The 23,187-nt window shown below is 24.2% G+C and carries 21 protein-coding genes, 1 tRNA gene and 1 pseudogene; 17 read left to right on the plus strand and 6 right to left on the minus strand.

The window, feature by feature from the left end:
• Positions 1-201: 201 nt before the first annotated feature.
• The 5 genes and pseudogenes from AACK94_RS01265 to AACK94_RS01285 form a co-directional block, all read right to left on the minus strand.
• A complete protein-coding gene (locus tag AACK94_RS01265; RefSeq protein WP_338975880.1) occupies positions 202-1,827 on the minus strand; it encodes a hypothetical protein in 1,626 nt (541 codons plus the stop codon).
• 22 nt (positions 1,828-1,849) lie between these two features.
• Positions 1,850-2,461, minus strand: coding sequence for a hypothetical protein (locus tag AACK94_RS01270; RefSeq protein WP_338975881.1), 612 nt, complete (start codon positions 2,459-2,461; stop codon positions 1,850-1,852).
• A 229-nt stretch (positions 2,462-2,690) separates the two neighbouring features.
• Positions 2,691-3,185: a hypothetical protein gene (locus tag AACK94_RS01275; RefSeq protein ID WP_338975882.1), complete on the minus strand. Its 495-nt coding sequence runs from the start codon at positions 3,183-3,185 to the stop codon at positions 2,691-2,693.
• Between the two features lie 290 nt (positions 3,186-3,475).
• Positions 3,476-4,189: pseudogene (locus tag AACK94_RS01280) on the minus strand (IS3 family transposase); the annotation flags it as partial.
• A 41-nt stretch (positions 4,190-4,230) separates the two neighbouring features.
• Positions 4,231-4,509 (minus strand): transposase, encoded by a 279-nt coding sequence (locus AACK94_RS01285; RefSeq protein ID WP_338975565.1) that lies wholly within the window; start codon positions 4,507-4,509, stop codon positions 4,231-4,233.
• Positions 4,510-4,693: 184 nt separating this feature from the next.
• Between AACK94_RS01285 and AACK94_RS01290 the strand changes: the two genes are divergently transcribed.
• The gene (locus AACK94_RS01290) at positions 4,694-5,023 is read left to right on the plus strand and encodes a hypothetical protein (RefSeq protein ID WP_338975884.1); all 330 of its coding nucleotides are present in this window, start codon (positions 4,694-4,696) and stop codon (positions 5,021-5,023) included.
• Positions 5,024-5,185: 162 nt separating this feature from the next.
• On the opposite strand, the gene AACK94_RS01295 is transcribed toward AACK94_RS01290, so the two are convergent.
• Positions 5,186-5,485, minus strand: a complete 300-nt coding sequence (locus AACK94_RS01295) for an ankyrin repeat domain-containing protein (RefSeq protein WP_338976306.1) — start codon at positions 5,483-5,485, stop codon at positions 5,186-5,188.
• Positions 5,486-5,912: 427 nt separating this feature from the next.
• Here AACK94_RS01295 and AACK94_RS01300 point away from each other — a divergent pair, with 427 nt between their 5' ends.
• The 16 genes from AACK94_RS01300 (at position 5,913) to pyk (ending at position 23,180) form a co-directional block, all read left to right on the plus strand.
• Entirely contained in the window at positions 5,913-7,289 is a 1,377-nt protein-coding gene (locus tag AACK94_RS01300) for a hypothetical protein (protein WP_338975885.1), read from the plus strand.
• A gap of 241 nt (positions 7,290-7,530) precedes the next feature.
• Entirely contained in the window at positions 7,531-7,770 is a 240-nt protein-coding gene (locus AACK94_RS01305) for a hypothetical protein (RefSeq protein ID WP_338975886.1), read from the plus strand.
• Positions 7,740-8,348, plus strand: coding sequence for a hypothetical protein (locus AACK94_RS01310; RefSeq protein ID WP_338975887.1), 609 nt, complete (start codon positions 7,740-7,742; stop codon positions 8,346-8,348). The genes AACK94_RS01305 and AACK94_RS01310 overlap by 31 nt, the downstream gene beginning before the upstream one ends.
• Before the next feature lie 293 nt (positions 8,349-8,641).
• Entirely contained in the window at positions 8,642-8,830 is a 189-nt protein-coding gene (locus AACK94_RS01315; RefSeq protein ID WP_338975889.1) for a hypothetical protein, read from the plus strand.
• A 124-nt stretch (positions 8,831-8,954) separates the two neighbouring features.
• Positions 8,955-9,671, plus strand: a complete 717-nt coding sequence (locus AACK94_RS01320) for a hypothetical protein (RefSeq protein WP_338975891.1) — start codon at positions 8,955-8,957, stop codon at positions 9,669-9,671.
• A 96-nt stretch (positions 9,672-9,767) separates the two neighbouring features.
• Positions 9,768-9,843: transfer RNA gene (locus tag AACK94_RS01325), tRNA-Phe, on the plus strand.
• A gap of 132 nt (positions 9,844-9,975) precedes the next feature.
• Complete coding sequence (nagA, locus tag AACK94_RS01330; RefSeq protein ID WP_338974025.1) at positions 9,976-11,169, plus strand: N-acetylglucosamine-6-phosphate deacetylase; 1,194 nt, start codon at positions 9,976-9,978, stop codon at positions 11,167-11,169.
• Between the two features lie 27 nt (positions 11,170-11,196).
• Complete coding sequence (gene nagB, locus AACK94_RS01335) at positions 11,197-11,952, plus strand: glucosamine-6-phosphate deaminase (RefSeq protein ID WP_338975892.1); 756 nt, start codon at positions 11,197-11,199, stop codon at positions 11,950-11,952.
• Between the two features lie 11 nt (positions 11,953-11,963).
• Positions 11,964-12,713, plus strand: coding sequence for a triose-phosphate isomerase (gene tpiA / locus AACK94_RS01340; protein ID WP_338974021.1), 750 nt, complete (start codon positions 11,964-11,966; stop codon positions 12,711-12,713).
• Between the two features lie 41 nt (positions 12,714-12,754).
• Positions 12,755-14,131: a hypothetical protein gene (locus AACK94_RS01345; protein ID WP_338975893.1), complete on the plus strand. Its 1,377-nt coding sequence runs from the start codon at positions 12,755-12,757 to the stop codon at positions 14,129-14,131.
• A gap of 17 nt (positions 14,132-14,148) precedes the next feature.
• A complete protein-coding gene (gpmI, locus tag AACK94_RS01350; protein ID WP_338975894.1) occupies positions 14,149-15,684 on the plus strand; it encodes a 2,3-bisphosphoglycerate-independent phosphoglycerate mutase in 1,536 nt (511 codons plus the stop codon).
• Between the two features lie 190 nt (positions 15,685-15,874).
• On the plus strand, positions 15,875-16,801 hold the full coding sequence (locus tag AACK94_RS01355) for a hypothetical protein (protein ID WP_338974015.1): 927 nt from the start codon (positions 15,875-15,877) through the stop codon (positions 16,799-16,801).
• A 28-nt stretch (positions 16,802-16,829) separates the two neighbouring features.
• Entirely contained in the window at positions 16,830-19,172 is a 2,343-nt protein-coding gene (locus AACK94_RS01360; RefSeq protein ID WP_338975895.1) for a hypothetical protein, read from the plus strand.
• Positions 19,173-19,291: 119 nt separating this feature from the next.
• Positions 19,292-20,596, plus strand: coding sequence for a phosphopyruvate hydratase (gene eno / locus AACK94_RS01365; RefSeq protein WP_338975897.1), 1,305 nt, complete (start codon positions 19,292-19,294; stop codon positions 20,594-20,596).
• 106 nt (positions 20,597-20,702) lie between these two features.
• Positions 20,703-21,755: an ATP-dependent 6-phosphofructokinase gene (locus AACK94_RS01370; protein WP_338975898.1), complete on the plus strand. Its 1,053-nt coding sequence runs from the start codon at positions 20,703-20,705 to the stop codon at positions 21,753-21,755.
• Positions 21,756-21,773: 18 nt separating this feature from the next.
• Positions 21,774-23,180, plus strand: coding sequence for a pyruvate kinase (gene pyk / locus AACK94_RS01375; RefSeq protein ID WP_338975899.1), 1,407 nt, complete (start codon positions 21,774-21,776; stop codon positions 23,178-23,180).
• The last annotated feature ends 7 nt before the right edge of the window (positions 23,181-23,187 follow it).

Raw genomic sequence — 23,187 nt, forward strand, 5'->3', positions numbered from 1 at the left:
GCTTTTATCTCAACAAACAATGGGTTAAAAACTACTATATTATTTATATTTTTTATACATAAGAATAATAACAAATTTATATTAATTTTACAATTAATAACCTATATAATTAAAACTATTTTATATAAGTAGTATGAATATTAAATTATAGTTATCAAAATTTAACCCATTTTCATAAAATCAACACTTATTTTTAAGTATTTAAATTCACTTTACTTTAAAAGTAAAATTAAAACTATGGGGCTTGGGAACATAGTCACTGCTTATCAAATCTTTTCCAATATGAAATCTAATTTTTTTAATATCATTAGTATTAATAATATCAGTTGCCTTTAATGATAAATTATTACCATCAATATCTAAAAAACTAAAAGCACTTAACTCATTAATTTGCACCTTTAAAGCTTTAACAAAATATCCTTTAAAAGTAGCAAGTGATTTAATAACAAGATTTCAATTAATATTTGGATCAACCGTCGAATCAGGATAATCTAATAAGAAAAAAGTAGAATTATTTTTTGCAAATTGATACATTTCTTGTCAATATTTATTTTCTAAAAAAGTTTCTAGATCACCAATATTAACATAATCATTAACATTAATATTTTCAATACTATTATTTATTGAATTTGAAAAACCAAAATAATAACTCAATTCCTTATATTTAAAATGATTACCACTATTATCACTAGTCAATAATACATGTGGAGGACTATATTTTATTAATGATTCATCACTATCTACTGCTTCTTGTACCATACTAAAAGGAACAAAATCAATAGGATTAACTTTAAGATAATCAATAACCTCTTCAATACTTGTTGGTTTTAAATCAATGAAATCATAAACAACATTTGGATTAGAAACATATGTTATATAAAAAGGTTTTAATGGAAAATTTGAAGAATATGAATAAAGATTAACATATTCTTTGGAACTATTCACAGCATTACCAACATAATTTAATTCGGGATGATGAACTAATTCGAAATATGGTTCAATAGTAGCTACATCATTAAAATCAATATCTGCTAAAGGAATTGTTGATATTATTGGATAAAGATGAGTATCACTAGCAAATTCTTCTTTATAATCATTAATAAATTTATTAATTTCATCTTCGATTGTTTTATAAACAACAGTATTATCAATTTTATCCGCATAATAAAAATTAGTTGGTAAATAACCATGTGTTCATTGTTCTTGCAAATAATCACTACCATTTGGAAATTTTCCTGAAATATGTTTACTAAATTTTCCTTCAAATTGATTAAACATCATAAATTTTTCATAAAATTTAGCAGTATTTTTAATTAATGCAATTACTGGTATTTTAAATTCAATAAATGAAGATTGTAACTTTAATTTTAAATCAAATTTAGTAACACCATCAGTTTTAATTAAACTCTTATCTAATTCATCATTACTATTAGGTTTATAAAAAGTGAAATCATAATTAGTAATATTAGTTGGAAAAAAACTATCTCATCAAGATTCTTTTATTAATAAATCAAAAACTTGTTTTTTTGATTCTTCTTCAAAAAATGGCAAACGTAAATCTTTATTACTACTATCAATTGGAACATCATTCATATCAACAACAATTGATTCTTCTGGAATATTTTGTTTAAAATAACCAATATTAAAAGCACTCTGCATAGCAAGAGCAATAAAAAAAGTACTAATTGCTAAACCAATTATCATAATTAAAGAAATAGTTATTGTCAGAAAAGTTTTTTTTACTTTTACTGGTTCTACTTTACCAGTAACGTATTTAGTAATATTATTTAGTTTTCTTCAATCATCATTATCTTTCTTTTTAGCCATATATTATTCACCTAAATTTCCATTATCTAAAACTTAATTCATACATTTTAATAATACTTTTAATTAAATATTTTTTATTTTCAATAGTATTTAATCATCAATGCAAAATAGCAATTCATCATAATAAGAGTGCTATAACCGCGAAAATCAATACTGTCATTCGATAAGGACTGTCACTATAAGAAAACATAAAAAAACTAATACCAATAATTATTAAATTAACAATAGAACCAAATATTAAAAAAAATAAACAACTTAAACCAATACCTCTAATAGTTTTAGATAAAAAAACGGGTAAAATCATAATTAAAATTATAAAAGCAAATAAAACAGTAACTAACATTGCTACTACTTTTAATATTGCACTTTGAAAAACTGGTGCTGATGGTATACCAGGAAGATTAGCAACCAATTGACCAAAACCAATGCCATTAAAAAAAATCAAACCAATTCAAAAAATTTGAATAATTAAAATAAATATTCGCGAAAAACCATCACCAAGACTAGTAAAATAAATTCTTGTTAAATTTAAATCTAATAATGAAGGTAAAGGAGTTTCCTTTAATTTCTTTAACTCTTTTTGACCAATAAGATTACTTGTAATTAAAAATTGTTTATCTAATGATTTATCCATATCTTTCACCCATCCTATAAAATAATTATAATGCATTTTATTTAAAAACTATATAGTTAACTTATATCCAAATTTTAAATCTATAAAATAATTAAATTATTATTTTAAAATAAATACAAACATAATTAATAATATCTATTTTAACTACAAGTAATATGAAAAATAAACAATAATTTTCAATAGTTATTGTTTATTTTAATAATATAGTATTGTTTAAATATTTTTTTGATTATATGGAGTGTCCAGAAATACTTACACTTGCTAAGTGTGAATGAGAATCTGATAAATCTATTGAATTTATTTGTTTTCACTTATCAACTTCATTATTTAGACTTTCTATATTTTCATCACATACAGATTGTAATTCAATATTATCCATAATTAATATTTCTTCTTCATTATTTATATTTATTAATTCTTGTGATTTATTTGCATTATTTCTTTCTAAGTTATTATTTGATTTAAAATTAGTTCTAATTTTTTTAAAAATAAAACCTATTAAGCCTCCAACTAAACAAAGAGGTAAAATAGGTAAAATTCAAAAAGACATTGAAACTAATTTATTGTTTTCAACTTGCTCTGACTCTAATTTAAATGTTGCCAATTGTTCTTGATTAAATCATGAAATTTGTTCTTCTGACAGTTCTGCTTTTTGTATTGGAGTTAATAACAAAATTTGTTCTAATGATAATGATTGAATTTCTGATTTTGATAATAATTGCATTGGTTTTGAATTAAATTCTTCAACTTGTTTTACTGTTGTTGAAGCAACTGTTGTGCTATTAAAATACTTATTTATTTTTCCCTCAAAAATTTTTCGTTGTTCTGCTGTAAAAAAATGAATTTGTTTTTCTGTAAAATTTAAAATTTGTTCTTGATTAAATCATGAAATTTGGTCAGGAGTGAATGATTGAATTTGTTCTGGTGTAAATGATTGAATTTGTTTTTCTGTAAATTCTCGAATTTGTTCACTTGTCTATGTAATTAGTGTCCAATAAAGTGTAAACCATCCAAATTGATGTAATCAAATAATTCTAATTTTAATTGGATTAATGATGTAAAATTTTTATCATTAATAAATTCAATTTTGAAAGTTTTAAAAGTTGCTTCAGCAACAGCATTGTCATAAGGACATCCTTTTTTGCTTAAAGATCGAGTTATGTTGAAAGCTAATAAAAGTTTATCAATAGTTTTATTATTGAATTCATTACCGCGATCAGTATGAAATATTTCAATATCTTTTAAACAGTGATTTGATTGCATAAATGCTTGATATACTAATGATGCATCTTTTTTAACTCCAACACTATGTCCAATAATTTCGCGGTTAAATAGGTCGATTAATAGGCAAATATAGTTTCATTTACCATTAACTTGAACATAAGTTAAATCACTAACAATAACTTCATTTTTAATTCTATTATTAAAGTTTCTATTAACAAGATTGGTTATTTGACTATCATTGACTTTATTATGATAATTTTTGAATGATAATTTAGTGTATTTTGATATTAAATTATGCTTATTCATAATTTCTTTAATTTTTCTGCGTGATAAATAAATTTCTTGGTTTGCTAGTATGACTTTTAATCTTCTAGTACCATAAACTTCTTTATTTTCTTTAAAAGCACTAATAACAGCTTGTTCATAAATATTATTTTGAATTTTATTTTTTTTCTTTAAATTAAAATAATATGTTGATTTAGAGAGTTTTAAAAAATGACACATTGTGCGAATTTTATATTTAGATTTATTATTTGCAATAATCTCTACTTTCTGCCTATTATTAGTGCTGCTTGCTTTAAAATATCAATTTCCATTCGTAACTGTTTTAATTCTTTATTTGCTTGAATTAATTGTTTTTCTAAATCTGAAAGATTATCTTTAGTTTTAAAACTACCTGAATTAGTAAATTGCTTAATTCAATTGTAAGTAGCTGCTCTTGTAACATTGTATTCTTTAACAAGGCAAGATACTGATTTGCCACTTTGATATAAAGCTACTATTTGTTTTTTAAATTCATCTGAATATGAGTTAATAGTGACCATAATTATAATTCCTTTCTTTTAACTAATTTGTTCACTTGTCTATGTAATTAGTGTCCAATAAAGTGTAACCCATCCAATAGTTTCTTTATATACTTTTGGAACATTATTGATTTTTAATTTAACTTATTTAATACCATTAATTTTTATTAAAAAACCTTTTTCAAGATCAGTTTTTGCTATACACATGTTATTAATAACCTTAGTATTGATACTTTTTGTATTAGTACTTTTTAATTACTTTAATATTAGAAATTTTCAAACTATTCCTTTTAAAGATTTATGAACAATTCCTTGAGCAGGTATTGGTTTAAGTTTACTTACTATTTTTTGATATGGCTTAAAAAATTTATGAGTTAATCCTCCACAATTATCAAAAAAAACTAATGATTATAGTAAAAACAAAAAAGAAGAAATTAAAAGTGATGATTTACCATCATATGAAGATTTACAATTGCAATTAAAAACGTTAAAAAAACAATTAAAAGAAGTTAGAAATATTAAAACTAAGAAATAATAAAAGTTATTTTAGACTTTTAATTAGATCATTAGCAAACTTTGTTTTTTTGATATTTGTTGTTCGTTGATTACTAGAGTTAGGTGAATTTATTTCATTTTTACTTGAGTTTAAAATTCATGATTGCAAATATTCTTTCACTTCTAGATTCTCAAAAATTATCTATAAATTATCTATACATTCAATTTTAGCACCATTTTCTATTAGAAACTTAACTCCCTCTATATTATTATTATCAGCAATTAGGATTAGGACAGTTTTACCATTTTGATTTGTATGATTAATATCAGCGTTATTTTCTACTAAAAATTTAACTATATTTAAATATCCTTTTTTGGCGGCTTTTAATGGAGTATTACCACTAGTATTTTTATCTGGATAAGAAGTCACTTTACCGGTAAGTTTTTTACAAATGGAATATTTAAAGTTTCTATAATTGACATTGGCGCCATTTTTACTAATTTCATAGTTTTTTTAAATTACCTTCTTCAATAGCAATCATTAATTTCTCATTTTTAGTCATATCTTTTAATGCTCCTTTTTTTATTAATTTAATAAAAATCCTATTATAGAAATATCTATAATAGGAATAAACAATTATTAAATTAATAAAATTATAATTTATTTTTTTAATCTATCAATTAATATGCTTTTTTGTATTTTTAAGGTTTTGAATATTTAATTAAAAATAATTTAAAGAATATAAATAAATGATTATAAAATAAGTATTTTGTATAGTTTGATTTTAATTATTATTTTATAGTAGTGTATTATCAATAGTAATTATAATATTTGCAAAATTAGCCTTTTAATAGATTTATTTATTAATAAGGTTTTTTAATATTATAATTTATATTTTAAATTAACATTATTATGAGGAGAAATTTTAATGCCAAGATTAGAACATTTAGAAAAAGAAAGAATAAACAAATTTCTTATTTTACTAAAAAATAGTGATGAAATAAAGATTTTTTTTAATGATTATAAAGAAATCATATTAAATGGTGAATGTCAATATATGAATTTTTTTTATGATTTAGATGAATTTTTAAAAAATAAAGAAAAAATTAGAGAACAATTAAGAACAGAAACAGTTCCTGATAATAAAAAAATAAAAAAATTAAATTCTATTTTTTTAAAAAAGGAAAATAATAAAAAAATGTTTTTAATAAAAAACTTAGAAAAGAAAGCAAATATGTTGGAAGAAATACATAATATTTTATTAGAACTACGTGATAATGCACCAAAACGGGAAATGGAACATATTATTTATTTAAAAATATTGTTATTATATTTTAATGATACTACTATAGAAGGCAAAACGTTAGATTTTTCTGAATATGAACAATGAGCAAAGATATTTATTGAATTTGCTAATATAAGAATGAATGAACTTGAAGGAATTGATTTAGAAAATATTAAAATAATAACTTATGCAGTACAAACTTTATTTTTAGATGTATTTCGTGATGAAACTTTTCAAAGAAAATATAATTTAAATATTGAAAAAGAAAAGTCTAAATTAGAAATAGAAGATGTAATATCTTTTAATCTTTTTAATGATGCACTTGAAATTATAAATACTAAAATATTTAAAACATATATGGAACAATTACCTATTTTTACCAAAAAAATACCGAAATATATTAGAGAAATATCAATTATTAAAAAATACGATATACTGGTTGATTATAAATTGTTTCTTCTTAAAAGAAATGAAATAAGAGAGACTATTGATACAGTCACAAAGATATCAAAAGAATTACTTGAAAGAAATGAACAATATAAAAATAAAATTAAAAAGAAAGAAAATAAAAATAATACTTTTTCTTTATCAAAAATGGAAGTTGAATTAGTAGCAATAGAAGAAATAATTAATACACTTAAATTAATTGAAGAATATAAACATTCTAAATTTATTTTTGCAATTCGTGGTATATGAAATCTTATTTTAATTTTATATTTAAAAGAAACAAATCATAATAAAGAAATAAAAAATGAAGAATTTCAAAAATGAATAGATAACTTTATTAAAGTATGTAAAAACCAGAGATTTTATATTACAGAACGCGAGAAATTTAAAAATTTAAGTAATTTTATTGAAATTCTTCAAAATTTTAAAAAAAATATTGTTACAAATAAAGAATTTCAAGAAGAAGTGGCAATCACAGTTATTAATGAAAAAGATTTTCCTGAAAATATAAGTTTGATTAATAATACCTCTAGTGTAGTAACAAATTTAGAAAATAGACCATTTAATATGTAAAGTTTATTTTTTTATTTTAACAAAATATATTGTATAAAATAGAAATAAATTATGATTTTAATAATAATTTTCCCTTTACAAATGATTATAATAGGTGTATTATTTTTAGGAATTATATATTTGTAAAATTAAGCCCGTTAATAAATTAAATTTATTAGTGTGGCTTTTTATTATTTTTATATAATTCATTAGCAAACAATATTAATTAAAAACAAATTAAATATGTTAAGGAGAAATTTAAGTGTCAGAGTTAGATTTTTTATTTAATGAAGAAAAAGTAGAACAATTTATTAAAGAAGCAAAAAAAGATGAACAAATGAAAAAATATAATAAATCTTTTAATGATTTAAATGAAATTTTAAAACAATATTATAGTTGTTTAGATAGATATAATGCTTTTATAAATTCAAACAATAATAGAGAATTAAATTTAAAAAATAAAATCAGAAAATGATTTTTGTCAAAAAATATTCAATTTTAAAAACAAAAAGAAGTTTAGCAGAAAAAAAATTACGATTTGCTGAACATAATATTTATTGGAAAATATTATCCTTATATTTTGATGATAATTCTTTAAATGGTAAAAGATTATATTTTTATGAATATAAACAATGAGCAAATATATTTATTGAATTTGCTAATATAAAAATGAATGAATTACAAGGATTTGATTTAGAAAATATTAAAATAATAACTAATACAGTACAAACTTTATTTTTAGATGTATTTCGTGATGAAACTTTTCAAAACAAACATGAATTGGAAGTTATAGAAGTAAAAAATTTAATGGAAAAATTTATTTATGAAACAATTAATAGTAAAGAAATATTAAGTTTTCAAGTAGCATTTGCCAGTTATAAATTAGTTAATGAACAATATAATAATCTAAAAGATAATCAAGAATTGGTTTTAAAAGAAATTGATTTAAAAATAAAAGTTATTACAGATAAAATAGAAAAAAATAATATGAAATTACGAAAAATAAAAAACATATGATTTTATAAGATTTGAAAATGTAGACAGTTAAAAAAAGTAACAAAAATTGAGAAATTAAATTAGGTGAAAAGATTGCAGAAAAAGATTTTTTTTAAAAAAATTTAAAGATCTTCATACTAAATCACTAGATAAGTCAGCACTTAAAAAAGCAGAATTGGATTTATCTTCTAAACTATTAGCATTTTATTTAGAACAAAAAAAATCTAAAAATTTAAAGTTTTCTGAATACAAAGTGTGAAAAGTCGAATTTGTTGCTACATGTGAAAAAGTAATTAAAAATCTTGGATTTAATAGTTTAAAAGTAGAGTTAATTAGTAATTTTGCAGTAACTTTATTTAAAGATGTTTTAAAAAATATTGAACTTCAAAAAAAAATACGAAATTAAAGTTATTAATGATGATAAATCATTATCATCTCAATTAGATTCTGATACATGTCTTGTTTCTGAAAGCTGCATTAGTGAGTGAAGTGATAGTTTCGGTGAAAGTATTAATATTGATATGGATATTGACTTTCATTCTCCTAAACAAACAGTTGTAGCATAAGTTATTAATAAAATAAATTATTAAAATTATAGATATTGAATTTATTTATAAAACATAAATAAATTATCGGATTAAATAGTGGGTTATAAGAGATATATTTGAACTAATGGAAAGAATGATTAAAATGGATATTAAACTTATAAACAAATGAGAAGTAATAATTAAATTAATAATATATTCACAAGCAATAAAAGAATATCAAGAGTATTTTAATATTTTACAAGAATTAGAAAAAGAACGTATAACTAGATTAGAAGATCTTGAAAATAAAAAACAAGAAATAATAGAAAAAATAAATAATAAACAATTAGTAATTCCGATTATTACTGCATTATTAAATTGTTGAAGAAGAAATAAAATTCAAGATTTTGATTTTTTGATTAAAAAATTGAAAGTTAAAACTCCTCATAATAATATGAGAAAAGTATGACGTAATGTTTGAAAAGAAATATTAACTTATTATTGTGATGATGATTTAACTAAGACAATTAATTCCGAAGAGTTTAAAGAATGACAGGATAAATTTATTGAAAATTGTGAATCATTAATTGAAAAATGAAAAGGTAAAGAAAAATATAAATTGATATTAGATACTTGTAAAAAATTATGTGAGATTGTCAAAAGTTTAGTAAATGATGTATGTAGTGATCATGAATTTCAAAGAAGTGAATCATTAAATATTATTGGTAATAATATATTTTTACAAGCAAATATTGCTAAAGAAAATGAGTCTACTGATTTATTAAATAATAATTGAAAAGAAGAAATTAGAAGAGACTCAAATCACTTAATGCCAAAAACTGAAAAACCTTGTTGAAGAAGATATGTAATTAGAAGATAATTAGCAAAAAAATAAATATATATTTAAATAAATTAAAAAATAAGTTTTAACCCCTTGTTATTTTTTACTTTTATATGCTATTATTGTATAGGTAACGGCTCGGTAGCTCAGTTGGTAGAGCATTCGCTTGAAGAGCGAAGTGTCAGTGGTTCGAATCCGCTTCGAGCCACCATTATTTAAAATATAGGCAATTAAGCCTTTTTTTTAATTATTTTTCTTAGATTTAGGTTTAAGTTAAAATTTTAGGTATAATAGTGTCATTAGCAATTTTAAACAATTAATAATTCTAGAAAGAAGGGTATTAGTGTCTAAAATTTTAGTTTTAAATAATGCGAAAATAATTAGCATTAAGAAAATAATAAATAATGGTTTTTTAGTAATTAAAGATAATTTAATTTTCCAAATTAATGAAGGAAAGTATAATTATGAATTTCAAGATGCTCAGGTTATTGATTGTCATAATCAAACAATAATACCTGGTTTTATTGATTTACATGTACATGGAGGTTATGGCTATAGTTTAATGGATGGTACCATTGAATCAATTAATAATTTTGCAAAATTAGTTCCAAAAGAGGGAGTAACAAAGTTTTGTTATGCAACAGTTACTGCCAGCAAAAAAGAAATTGATAATGTTCTTTCAGTATTTGCTAAGTATATGAAAACAGAAAATAAAGGTAACAAGGCACGAATTATTGGTGCATATTTAGAAGGACCTTTTATCTCAGAATTACAAAAAGGAGCACATACTCCGTCATTACTTCATGTTCCTGATCTTAATTTAGTAAAATCTTGAAATATAATTAGTAACAAAAATTTAAAATTTATTGTTTATGCTCCTGAGATAGATCCTAATTTAAATAATAAAAATTCAAATTTTATTTCTTCATTAATTAAAAATAACATTATTCCTAGTGTTGGTCATAGTAATGCTACTTTTAAAGAAATAACTAAAACTGTTGAATATGGTTTAACGCATATTACCCATCTTTATAATGCAATGAGCCCCTATAATCATCGTGATCCTGGTGTTGTTCCGGCATCATTATATTATGATCAATTAGTTACTGAGTTAATTTGTGATGGAATTCATGTTGATATTGATATTTTAGCAATAACATATAAAATTAAAGGTGCCGATGGAATTTGTATGATTACTGATGCCATGAGTGCGAAAGGACAGCCTGATGGTAAGTATTTATTGGGACCATTACCTGTCATTAAAAGTAATAATAAGGTTACTGTTGAAGCAACCGGAAAATTAGCAGGCAGCATTGCAACAATGATTGCTGGTTTTAAAAATTTATTAAAAATTACTAATAATAATTGACAAGATTGCATCAAAATGGCTTCTTATAATAGTGCTAAACAAGTAGGAATTGCAAATAAAACGGGTGATATTGTTATTGGTAAATTAGCAGATATTATTGTATTAACTAAGAATAATGATATTTTTTTAACAATATGTGAAGGAAAAATTGCATATCAGCAAGAATAAGTAAGTAATGTAAGGGGTTTTTAAATTATGAAATTAATTATTTTAAAAGATAAAACTGAGGTTGCTCAATTATTAAGTAAAATTATTATTGATATTATTAAAGTTAAACCAAATGCTATTTTAGGATTGGCAACGGGAAGTAGTCCAATTGAAACATATGATTTATTAATAGCAGATGCAAAAAATAACAAAAGAGATTGATCAAAAGTCGTAACATTTAATTTAGATGAATATGTTGGTTTAACTCCAGATCATGTAAAAAGTTATCGTTATTTTATGAATCATCAATTATTTAATCATATTAAAAGTCTTAATTTAAAAAATACGTATGTTCCTAAAGGTATTGGTGATTTAGACCAAAATGTGGAAGATTATGAAAAATTATTAAAAGAAAAAGGACCAATTGATTTACAAATATTGGGCTTAGGTACTAATGGTCATATTGCTTTTAATGAACCAGGTACTCTTGCAAGTAGTAAAACACATGTTGTTAATTTAACTAAAGAAACAATTGAAGCTAATAAAAGATTTTTTTCTAAAGTTGAAGATGTACCAACCAAAGCTGTTACGATGGGTATTCATACTATTTTACAAGCTAAATTGATTGTTTTAATTGCTACAGGAACTAATAAAGCACAAGCTATTCGAGAGTTAGTTGAAGGTAAAGTTTCTCCAAATTATCCATGTACTTTTTTACAAAATCATGATGATGTTACAATTATTATTGATGAAGAAGCAGCAACATTATTAAAGCCAACTATATCAAAAAAAAAATTAACTTAAAGGAGAAACAAATGGAACGTAAAAAGATTATTATTGGAAATTGAAAAATGTATAAAAATATAGAAGAAACTCAATTTTTTTTAAATGAATTTAATAAATTATTAAAAACTAAAACTATTAAATATGATTATGGAATAGCAGCTAGTTTTACTAATTTACCTTTATTAAAAATGAATAAAACTTCTGCTTTAATTATTGCAGCTCAAAATTGTCATTATGAAACCGAAGGTGCATATACTGGTGAAATTTCAATTAAGATGCTAAAAGATATGATGGTTAGTCATGTTATTATTGGTCATTCTGAACGCAGAATGTATTTTAATGAAGTAGATGAAACAATAAATAAAAAATTACATTCACTATTTAATGCTAATATTATACCAATTTTATGTTGTGGTGAAACTTTAAACCAATATGAAAATAAAAAGACTAATGAAGTAATTAAAAATCAAATTAAGTTAGCATTAAAAAATATTAAAGCAGAAAATATTGCTAAGTTAGTAATTGCCTATGAGCCAATATGAGCAATTGGTACTGGTAAAACAGCAACAGCTCAACAAGCTCAAACGGTTTGTAAAATGATTCGTGAATTTATTAGTGAATTATATAATAAAAATGTTGCAGAACAAGTACGTATTCAGTATGGTGGTTCAGTAAAACCCGATAATATTAAATTAATACTTTCTGAACCTGACATTGATGGTGCATTAGTTGGAGGTGCTTCATTAGTACCACAATCTTTTTTTGATTTACTAATTTAACTCTATTTAAATTACTAATAAAAATAAGGAGTTAACTAAACATGGAATTATCAAAGATACAAATTAAAAGTATGTGAACAAAACTAACAAAAAAAATTAAACATCGTGCCTTTCCGGCAACCACTTTTGTCAATGCTTTTAGGAATAAGTCAGAAATTTTAGCATTGTTTAGTAAAAATGGTGAAGACACTAATCAATTAGAACAAATTGGCTTTATTATTTGTACTAAAACTATTTTTGCTTCTAGTAGTGATAGTATTGTTAGTGACAAAGGTATTATTACTAATGAATATTTTACTGGTGAAGTAATTGATGTTAATAATACTCTTATTCCTAATACTTATATTCATTTAGTTAAAGTTAATAGTGGACCAATCGTTATTAACGATATTCCATTATATTTAACCATCAATGAAAGTCATCATCAATCATTAGTTAATAATAAAATTGGTGCTAAATTATTTACAAATAGTTTGATGAAACAATTAAATTATAAAACTTCTAATTTTAGTTCTATTTCTATTACTGAACAAAATTTTATTGTTGTTCTTAATAATTTAAAGATAAATAGAAAACAAATATTGCAAAGTGAATGTATCATTAATTCTTTATTAGAACAAAAATTATCATTAGAACAGTTAATTTTATTGCAAAATAAAAAAGAATATAGTTATTTAAAAAAATTTAATGAAGTTGAATTACAAGAAATTATTAATTTGCAAAAAATAGCAGTTGTTGCTATTAAAACTAATAAAGATCAGCGAAAAATAACATTAATAGCAGGTAATAAACAACGAATTGAAAACTTTTTTATTAATGCTAAAAAACCAATCATTATTGCTATTAATGCTATTAATAAAAAAATTAGAGCAATTAATCAGCCTGAAAATATTCAACCAATAGCACCGATAACTAATATTACTAATTATCAACATTTATGACAATTACAAAAAATTCATAAAGAACTATTGAAGTCATTTTCAAAATGGCGGATAGTATCTCAAGATATATTAGAAAATTTATCGCAGACTTTTGCTTATGGTTATTATTCAGAAGTCATTGATAATTTGAAAATTACTCATTATTCTTTTAATAATGATTTATTAGATTATAATTTAATGGAAATTAAAGGACACAATTTATTAGCTAATAGTAGTAATACTATTTTATTTCTTTCTAATAATATTAGTGATAATCCTAGTATGGTTATTTTATTAAGTGAAGATTTAAAATCAATTTGTGATTTAAAAACAATAATTACTAAAATTACTAAAAAGCAATCTATTAAAATAGTCTTTAAAAAAGATATTGTTATTTTGAGTACTGTTCATTATCAATGTATTACTGATTTTATTACTAAAATGATTACTATTTTTAAATCTGATAATTTTAAACATCAGTTGCAAGTTATTAAATAAAATATGAGGTGAAATTTATGAAAACAAAACAACCAATATTACTATGTATTTTAGATGGTTTTGGTATTGCAAAAGCTTGTGCAACTAATGCCATTAGTTCTGCAACAAAACCTAATTTGGATTATTTATTAAAAACTTATCCGCATACTGAAGTTTCAGCTTCTGGCCTTGCAGTTGGTTTACCAGAAGGACAAATGGGCAACTCTGAAGTTGGACATTTACAAATTGGTGCCGGTAGAGTAATTTATCAGTCATTAACATTAATTAATAAGTCAATCAATGATAAAACATTTTTTAAAAATGAAACAATATTGTCAGCAATTAATCATGCCAAAAAGAATAATAGTAATGTTCATATTATTGGTTTACTAAGTGATGGTGGAGTACATGCTCATATTAATCATATTTTGGCATTATTAGAAATTGCTAAACAACAAAATTTTAAGAATGTTTATGTTCATGCTATTTTAGATGGTCGTGATACAAAAGCTGATATTTCTAAAATTTATATTGAACAGTTATTAAAAACTATGAAACAATTAGGTGTTGATATGCTTGCTACTATTTCAGGAAGATATTATGCTATGGATCGCGATAAACGTTGAGATCGTTTAAAAATAGCATATGATGTAATAGTTAATCATGAAGGCGCTTCATTTATTGATCCTATTGCTTATGTTAATGCAGAATATAGTGCTGGTCGTAATGATGAATTTATTATGCCTGCTTATAATTCTGAAATTAATAATGGCAATATTACTAATAACGATAGCATTATTTTTGCTAATTTTCGTCCTGATCGTGCAATTCAATTAGCATCAGCATTAACAAATAATAAATATGATTTTAATATTAGTATGAAAATACCAACATTAAAAAATACTTTTTTTATTTCAATGATGGAATATGCTAAAAGTGTTAAACCACAAGGTGTTATTTTTCCACCTATATCAATGCTTGATGCTTTAGGGGAATGATTAAGTAAAAATCAATATCATCAATTACGAATTGCTGAAACTGAAAAATATGCACACGTAACTTATTTTTTTGATGGTGGTGTTGATGTTGAATATCCACTATCAACAAGAATTTTAATTCCTTCACCAAAAGTAGCAACTTATGACTTAAAACCAGAAATGAGTGCTCGCGAAATTACTACTCGTTTAGAAAGTGAAATTTCTAAAAACATATATGATGTTATGGTTTTAAATTTTGCTAATCCAGATATGGTTGGTCATACTGGTGTTTTAAATGCTGCCATTGATGCGATTGATGTTATTGATGAATGTCTTGGAAAATTGTATCAAGCAATAAAAAAAGTGAATGGTATTTTAATGATTACTGCTGATCATGGTAATGCTGAAATCATGATTGATAAAGAGGGTAATCCTAATAAAAAACATACATCGCAACCAGTACCATTTATTATTTGTAAAACAGGATTAAAATTAAAATCAGGTGGTTGCTTAGCAAATATTGCTCCAACGCTATTAGACGTTTTGGGTTTAGTTAAACCAACTGTTATGACAAGTGAGTCTTTAATTATTAAATAAAAATATATTGATTTTTTCTTTTTATTGATAAGTGCTTGTTTTAAGAATATAAAAGTATTAAAATATAGGCATATGAATTAAATATAGTGTTTCCCCTTTTATTTTTTTTAAATAAATATAAGGGGTTTATTATATTTAGCTTTTATATTTTGGAAATTTATACATTTATTAAAAATTATGGAGGTAGAGTATGCCATTATCAGAGACAGTAGAATATCGAGAACTTAATGATTTTCTACAAAAATCATTAAGTTCTAAAAAAGATGAATCATCACCCAATATAACTTTAAATAGTTTGGAAGTTAAGATTGATGATATAAAAACACAATTGGATAGTAGTTTAAAAGAATATATTATTGAACTTGTATATGTAGATGAAAAGGGACGTTTAGTAAAAAAAACTAATGATGAAAACGTTAGTATTATTCAACAACCACCTTTAGTAATTAATAGTGATCAATTACAACAACTAGTAATAGTAAAAGAAAAATTAGATAGTTCTCTAGTACATTTATATCGAACTAAAAAAGAAAATGATAAGATTATTCTTGAATATTTAGGTAAAAAAGAATTACCAGCATTATTATTAAAAACTGAATCAGAATCCAATAATTTAAATAATGAAGAATATAAAGAAGAGTTAGATGATCTTAATGTTAATATTATAAAAAGATCTGAAGAGCCTATGAAATTATCATTTGCTGAAAATGGAACGTGTTATTTGTTTATTGATAATAAAAACAAAACAATTGTTCCTGTAGATGTAAATGATGCTAAGGAATTTAAAAACTTTGTAGCCAAAAAATGTCCTCGTAATGGTAGTATAAATATTGAAGTTGATAAAAATGGAAAGATTTTGTTTGCATATATTATTGATAACCAGACTCATAAGAGGAAAGATATAAAAATTGCTGAAAAATTAATTGATACTTTTGAAAGAGTAATTAGTACAGCCTCTTCTTTACATTCACAACATTCACAAAATAATTCTGTTGCACCTAAAAAAGAAGTACAAAGTAATAATTCTTTTCCTGCAAAGGAAGTTAATGGTACTGAACCACCATCAAAACCAGTAGAACAAAGTGTTAAGTCAGTTTTATCTACACCAACACCATAAATGTAATAATTAAAGGAGAAAAATAAAAATGCCACTAATGAAAAATTTTAAATGATTTACAAACATTATGAGAAATATATATCAATCAGAAATAAGTGATGTTGAAGATATTGCTATTGAAGTAGAGGATGACCTATATTCAAAAAAGAATACACTTAATATTTTAAAGAATTCTTCTTTCAAGATTAATCCATTAAAAGTAAAAAAAATAGTTAGTTTAAATCAAGATGGAAAATTTGTTGTTGATAGTGGTTCATTAGTTAATACTATATTTATTAGTGATGAATCATTAACTCAAAATGATCAAAGTTTATTTAAAAAAGACCAATTAGTTTTCGTTGAAGATGAAACTGACAATACTAAAATTAAAATATATAAAATTTTATTTGATGAATCTGAAGGTGAAATAAGACCTGAATTAGGATTATTAGGAAGTATAAAATTATCAGAATTTAATGGAATTTTTATAAATTCTGGACTGTTTAAAGAAAATGATGTTTTAATTAATCAAAAGATTAATAATTTATTAGATGCTCCACAGTTGCGAAATCCATTTGAACAACCAAACCCAGTTTGAGATGTGGAACACTATAAAATTAATGATTATTCTTCAAATAGCACAATGATTGAAAATTTTAAAAAACATTTAAACTTAGTGAATGTTGAAAAAGACTATTTTATTTATCGTCAAGGAAATGAAATTTTTATTAAAAATGTTACTGATCCAAATGATACTTTTATAATCTCAACAACTGCTAAAAATATTACTGATAATGATATTTTTTATTTAAATAAAAAGATTAACGAAAATGGAGAAACTTTTTGAGAAACCTATAAAATAACAAAAAAACCTGTTCTAGGATGGTTATATGATAATGTAAAATATCAAGCATATGAATTTAATCCTTTAACCGACCAGCAATTTGATGATTTAAAAGCATTAAGTATTCCTCCACAATTAGGATTTACTATAGAACCAACAATTAATAATGGATTAGCATCTCTTCTTAAAGAAGAGCAACAAGAAATTGATTTAGTTGCTATGCGTTTTTTAGTAAATGCACCAGAAGTGTTACCAGAAGATTTACCTGAACCTTTACAGATTGCAAATAATATCTCTGAAACATTGCAAAATAATAGCATAGAAGGTTTGTATAGTTTAGTAATAGAAGATGGTAAAATAAAAATATCAGATGCTAAATCAGATCCAGAAAATGTAATTTTTGAACAAGAACTTTCTCAAGAAAATAAAAATATATGAAATAATGATATAGAAGTTGCTGGTAAGTATCAAAAAGTATACTTTGCGAAAAACCCAAGTAATAATTTAGTAGAAAAATGAGTAGTTATTGCTGATCAAAATCAACTACAATGTATTGGAACAATTTCTTTATCGGAATTAAGAAAAAGTTTTGCAAATAATAATTTATTTCCTGATGGATTAAAGGGTATTCACTGTGGAGAAAATGGAGCACAAGTTAAAGTGGCAAGAACTGCTGCTGAACAGGTAATATCACCAAAACCATCAGCTACAAAATTATCTCCAGTTATCGTTAAAAATGTTATTAATTTAAAATGAGATGATAGTAGAAAATTATGAGATTTAAATATAACAACTGATGAGCAAACATTGGATAAAAAATTAAAATTAGAAAAAAATGAAAATGATATTTTGAATAATTTAATAGAACAAAATAAAAAAGCAAATACTGTTATTTTATTTAATAAGTGTGATGGTAAATTTTTAAGAGCATATTATTTTGATGAAAATAATAAGAAAGTAAATTGCTCTAATAAGTTAAGTGATGAAGATAAAGAACAACTTAGTACCATAAATCAAAAAGCAAAAGCAAGAGTATTAGAAGCAAGAACAGTAACACCAATACTTGATTTAAAATCAAACTTATTTTTAAAAAATACTAAAACTTTTAATTTTAATATTTTTAATGGAAAATGTTATGTTTTATGTAATGATGAACTTGGAATTCCATTAAAAGCAGAAGTGAAACTTAGTCCTGAACAAATTCGTGCATTATCATATTTAGCTAAAAATGAAGTTGATTTTTCTTTAACTTTTGATAAAGATGATAATTTTAAAAGTATAAGTTATACCTTTTATAGAGATGAAGTAAAACAAAATGTAACTATTAATAGGAAAGATTTATCTGATAGTAATAATTTTAATCAAAAAAGGATTGAAACTGATGAATTAATGGAAACAATAGTTACTGCTCTTAATAATCCTGAAAGTTTAATACCAGAAGATGATGGAGTAACTCCAAAACCATGAAATAGTGATACTGCTGCTAAAGTTAATGGAGCATCATTACCAAGTAGTACAACTCAACATCCACAACAACAACAAATGTAATTAAATCATCATCATTTTAGAAGCACAAATAAAAAATATTTGTGCTTTTTTGATTCTAAACAATATTTTTTTCTGTATAATAATTAGTGAAATATTAAAGAAAGAAGGAATTAACAAATATGTCTTGCATTATTGATATTAGAGCACTACAAGTAATAGACTCAAGAGGAAATCCAACTATTCAAGTTGAATGTTGAACTGAAGATGGTGGATACGGGCTTGCTTTAGTGCCATCAGGTGCTTCAACAGGTACTAGAGAAGCTTTAGAACTACGAGACAAAGATACTAAAGTTTATGGTGGACTTGGTGTTATGAAAGCCATTAAAAATATTAATGAAAATATTGCCGAAGCTATTATTGGTTTGGAAGTTACTAATCAAAGATTAATTGATCAAACAATGATTAAGTTAGATGGAACAGAAAATAAAACAAAATTAGGTGCCAATGCTATTTTAGGGGTATCATTAGCAGTTGCTAAAGCTGCCGCTGATGAATTATATGTGCCCTTATATACATACTTAGGTGGTACTAATGCTTGTCAGTTGCCAGTCCCAATGTTAAATGTAATTAATGGTGGTGCTCATGCTGATAATAATATTGACTTTCAAGAATTTTTAATAATGCCAGTTGGTGCTAAAACATTTTCAAAGGCAATCCAAATGGCTGCCGAAACTTTTCATGCTTTAAAAAGTATTTTAAAAGGTAAGGGTTTAGTTACTGCAGTTGGTGATGAAGGTGGTTTTGCTCCTAATTTAAAATCAACCGAAGAAGCATTAGATTTAATTGTTGAAGCTATTAAAAAAGCGGGTTATACTCCAAATAAAGATATAAAAATTGCTATGGACTGTGCATCATCAGAGATTTATAAAAATGGTAAATATGTTTTTGGTAATAAAGATGGTAAAAGTAAAAATACTGAAAAATTATTAACTTCAGCGCAACTAGTAGATTATTTAGTTGATTTAACTAAAAAATATCCAATTATTTCAATTGAAGATGGTTTGGCTGAAGGTGATTGAGAAGGATTTAAATTATTATTAGAAAAATCAGAAGGTAAATTCCAAGTTGTTGGTGATGATTTATTCGTTACTAATCCAAAAATTATTAAAGAAGGAATTATTAAAAACGTTGCTAATTCAGTATTAATTAAATTAAATCAAATTGGAACATTAACTGAAACTATGGAAGCTATTGAAATGTGTCAAAAAGCTGGGTGAACGGCAGTAGTATCTCATCGTTCTGGGGAAACTGAAGATACAACGATTGCTGACTTAGCAGTAGCTTTTAATACTGGACAAATTAAAACAGGTTCAATGTCAAGAACTGATCGTGTTGCAAAATACAATCGTTTATTAACAATTGAAGCTGATTTAGCAGATCAAGCTAAATTTTTAGGTGACGATGTATTTTATAATATTAATTAATTAAAATCATATTTTATGGTTAAATTTACTGATATCCTTTTTAATTTTAAACAAATTATAATAATTATCACTAAAATAATGTAATTAGAAGAGAGGATGACTAAATATGCAAGAATTAAATAAAAGAAGAATTGGAATCTTAACTTCTGGTGGTGATTCACCAGGTATGAATAATGTTATTAATGCAGTATATAAGACTTTTCGTGGTATAAATCATGAAAATAGTAAAATTGCTACTGCTGATAAAAGACCATTTGAATTAGTTTTAATAAAAAATGGTTATAAAGGAATAATGACAAATGACATTCATGTTATTGATAACAATTGAGCAAATTTAATTGATCTAGGGACTGAGATGGGGGGAACAATCATTGGGTCTGCTCGTTTTAGAGAATTTGAGCAAGAAGAAACTCGTAAAAAATGTATTGAAATTTTAAAATCTAAAAAAATTGAAGGTTTAATTGCTATTGGTGGTGATGGCACATATAATGGTTTGCAAAAATTAAGTAATGAAGCAGCTATTCAATGTGTGGGTATTCCAGGTACTATTGATAATGATATTAGTTCAAGTGAGTTTACTATTGGTTTTGATACCGCTCTTAATACAATTGTTGAAAATCTTGATAAAATTCGTCAAACCGCTAATTCTCATGGAAGAATTATGATTGTTGAAGTAATGGGTCGTAATTGTGGTGACCTTGCTCTTCATAGTGCTGCTGCTGCAAATTGTGATTTAGTTGCAACTAAAGATTTAGGAATTGGAGAACAGTCATTGATTGATATTATTAAACAGTTGTACACTAAAAAACAACGTCGTTCATTAGTAATAGTATTAACTGAACGTCAATATGATGTTAATAAAATAGCTAAAATCATTGAAAAAGATACTGATTGTGAAACAAGAGCAGTAATATTGGGTCAAATTCAACGTGGGGGAACACCAAGTGCATTTGATCGTTATTTAGCAACAATGATGGGTATTTTTGCTGCCGAAAGATTTGCAAATAGTAATAAATCTAGTATTTGTATTGGATTACAAGATAATAAATTAGTAGCTATTGAAATTCAAGATGCATTAAACACACCTTCAATAAATAAAAATAACGTTGCTAATAAAATTTTACGTTTGTCAGGAGTTATTTTTAAAAAAAATACTTAATAAAAAGAGGTGAATAATTTGATATCAATTATAAAAAGAACTAAATGTGTAACTACTTTAGGACCTGCTTCAAATTCTGCTGATGTTATTAAACAACTAATAGAAAATGGCTCAATTTGTGGGCGTTTAAATTTTTCTCATGGTACTCATGATGAACATTTAGCAAGGGTTTTAATGATTAGAGAAGTATCTAAACAATTAAATGTACCAGTTGCTATTATGTTAGATACTAGAGGTCCAGAAGTTAGAACACATACCTTTACAAAGGGTAGTGTAGAAATCAAAAAAAATGAAATTATTACGATAATTGATAATAAAGAGATTATTGGTACTGCCGATAAGTTTTCTGTAAATTATGGTAATTTAGCAAAGGATATTAAAGTTAATGATAATTTACTAGTAGATGATGGTAAATTAACATTAAAGGTTACAGCGGTTAAAGATCATACTGTTATTTGTCAAGCTTTAAATACACATACTATTAAAGATCGTCGTGCTATTAATATTCCAAATGTTAAATTGTCTTTACCTTTTATTTCTGAAAAAGATAGAGCAGATTTAATTTTTGGTTGTCAGCAAAAAGTAGATTATGTTGCTGCATCATTTGTTTGTTCAGCAGCTGATATTAAAGAAATCCGCAAAGTTTTAGATGATAATGATGGTAAACATATTCAAATCATTGCTAAAATTGAATCACAATTAGCAGTTAATAATTTTGATGAAATTTTAAAAGAATCAGATGCTATTATGGTTGCTCGTGGTGATTTAGGAGTTGAAATTCCTTTTGAAAAAGTTCCTTTTTTAGAACGTGAATGAATTAAAAAATGTCGTACTGTTAACAAACCGATAATTGTTGCTACGCAAATGCTAGATTCAATGATAGATAATCCTCATCCAACACGCGCTGAAGTTACTGATGTTTGGGTTGCTATGGATTGGGGAGCAACATGTACAATGTTATCGGGTGAATCTGCCAATGGTAACTATCCTGTGTTATCAATTGCAACAATGAGTAAAATTCTTGTTGATGCTGAAAGTCATCAAGAACAGAGTAAAATTGCTACTGATTTATTGCATACAAAAGATCAATTAGTTGCTAAAACTATTAAAAAAATTATTGAAGAAAAACCACAATATTTAATTACTAATAGTCAAGATAGTAATTATATTAGAACTATTGCTAATGCTCATTTGCCAGTTTATATAATTCCTATTGTTAATAATTTTATTGATTATAATAAATTTGCAATAAACTTTGGAATTTATACTTTTTTAGCAGTTGAAGGAATTCCAGTAGAATTAAGTAATTCTTCGCAATTAGTTAAAAGCATTAGTAGCACTTATATAATCCCTACTAAATCAAAAGTATTAGTAGTAGATATTAATAATAATACTAATCCTTTTACAACTTTTATTGTCAAATAACCTAGTA

The organism is Spiroplasma endosymbiont of Monopis laevigella, assembly GCF_964019975.1.
GTDB classification, from domain to species: Bacteria; Bacillota_I; Bacilli_A; order Mycoplasmatales; family VBWQ01; genus Spiroplasma_E; species Spiroplasma_E ixodetis_A.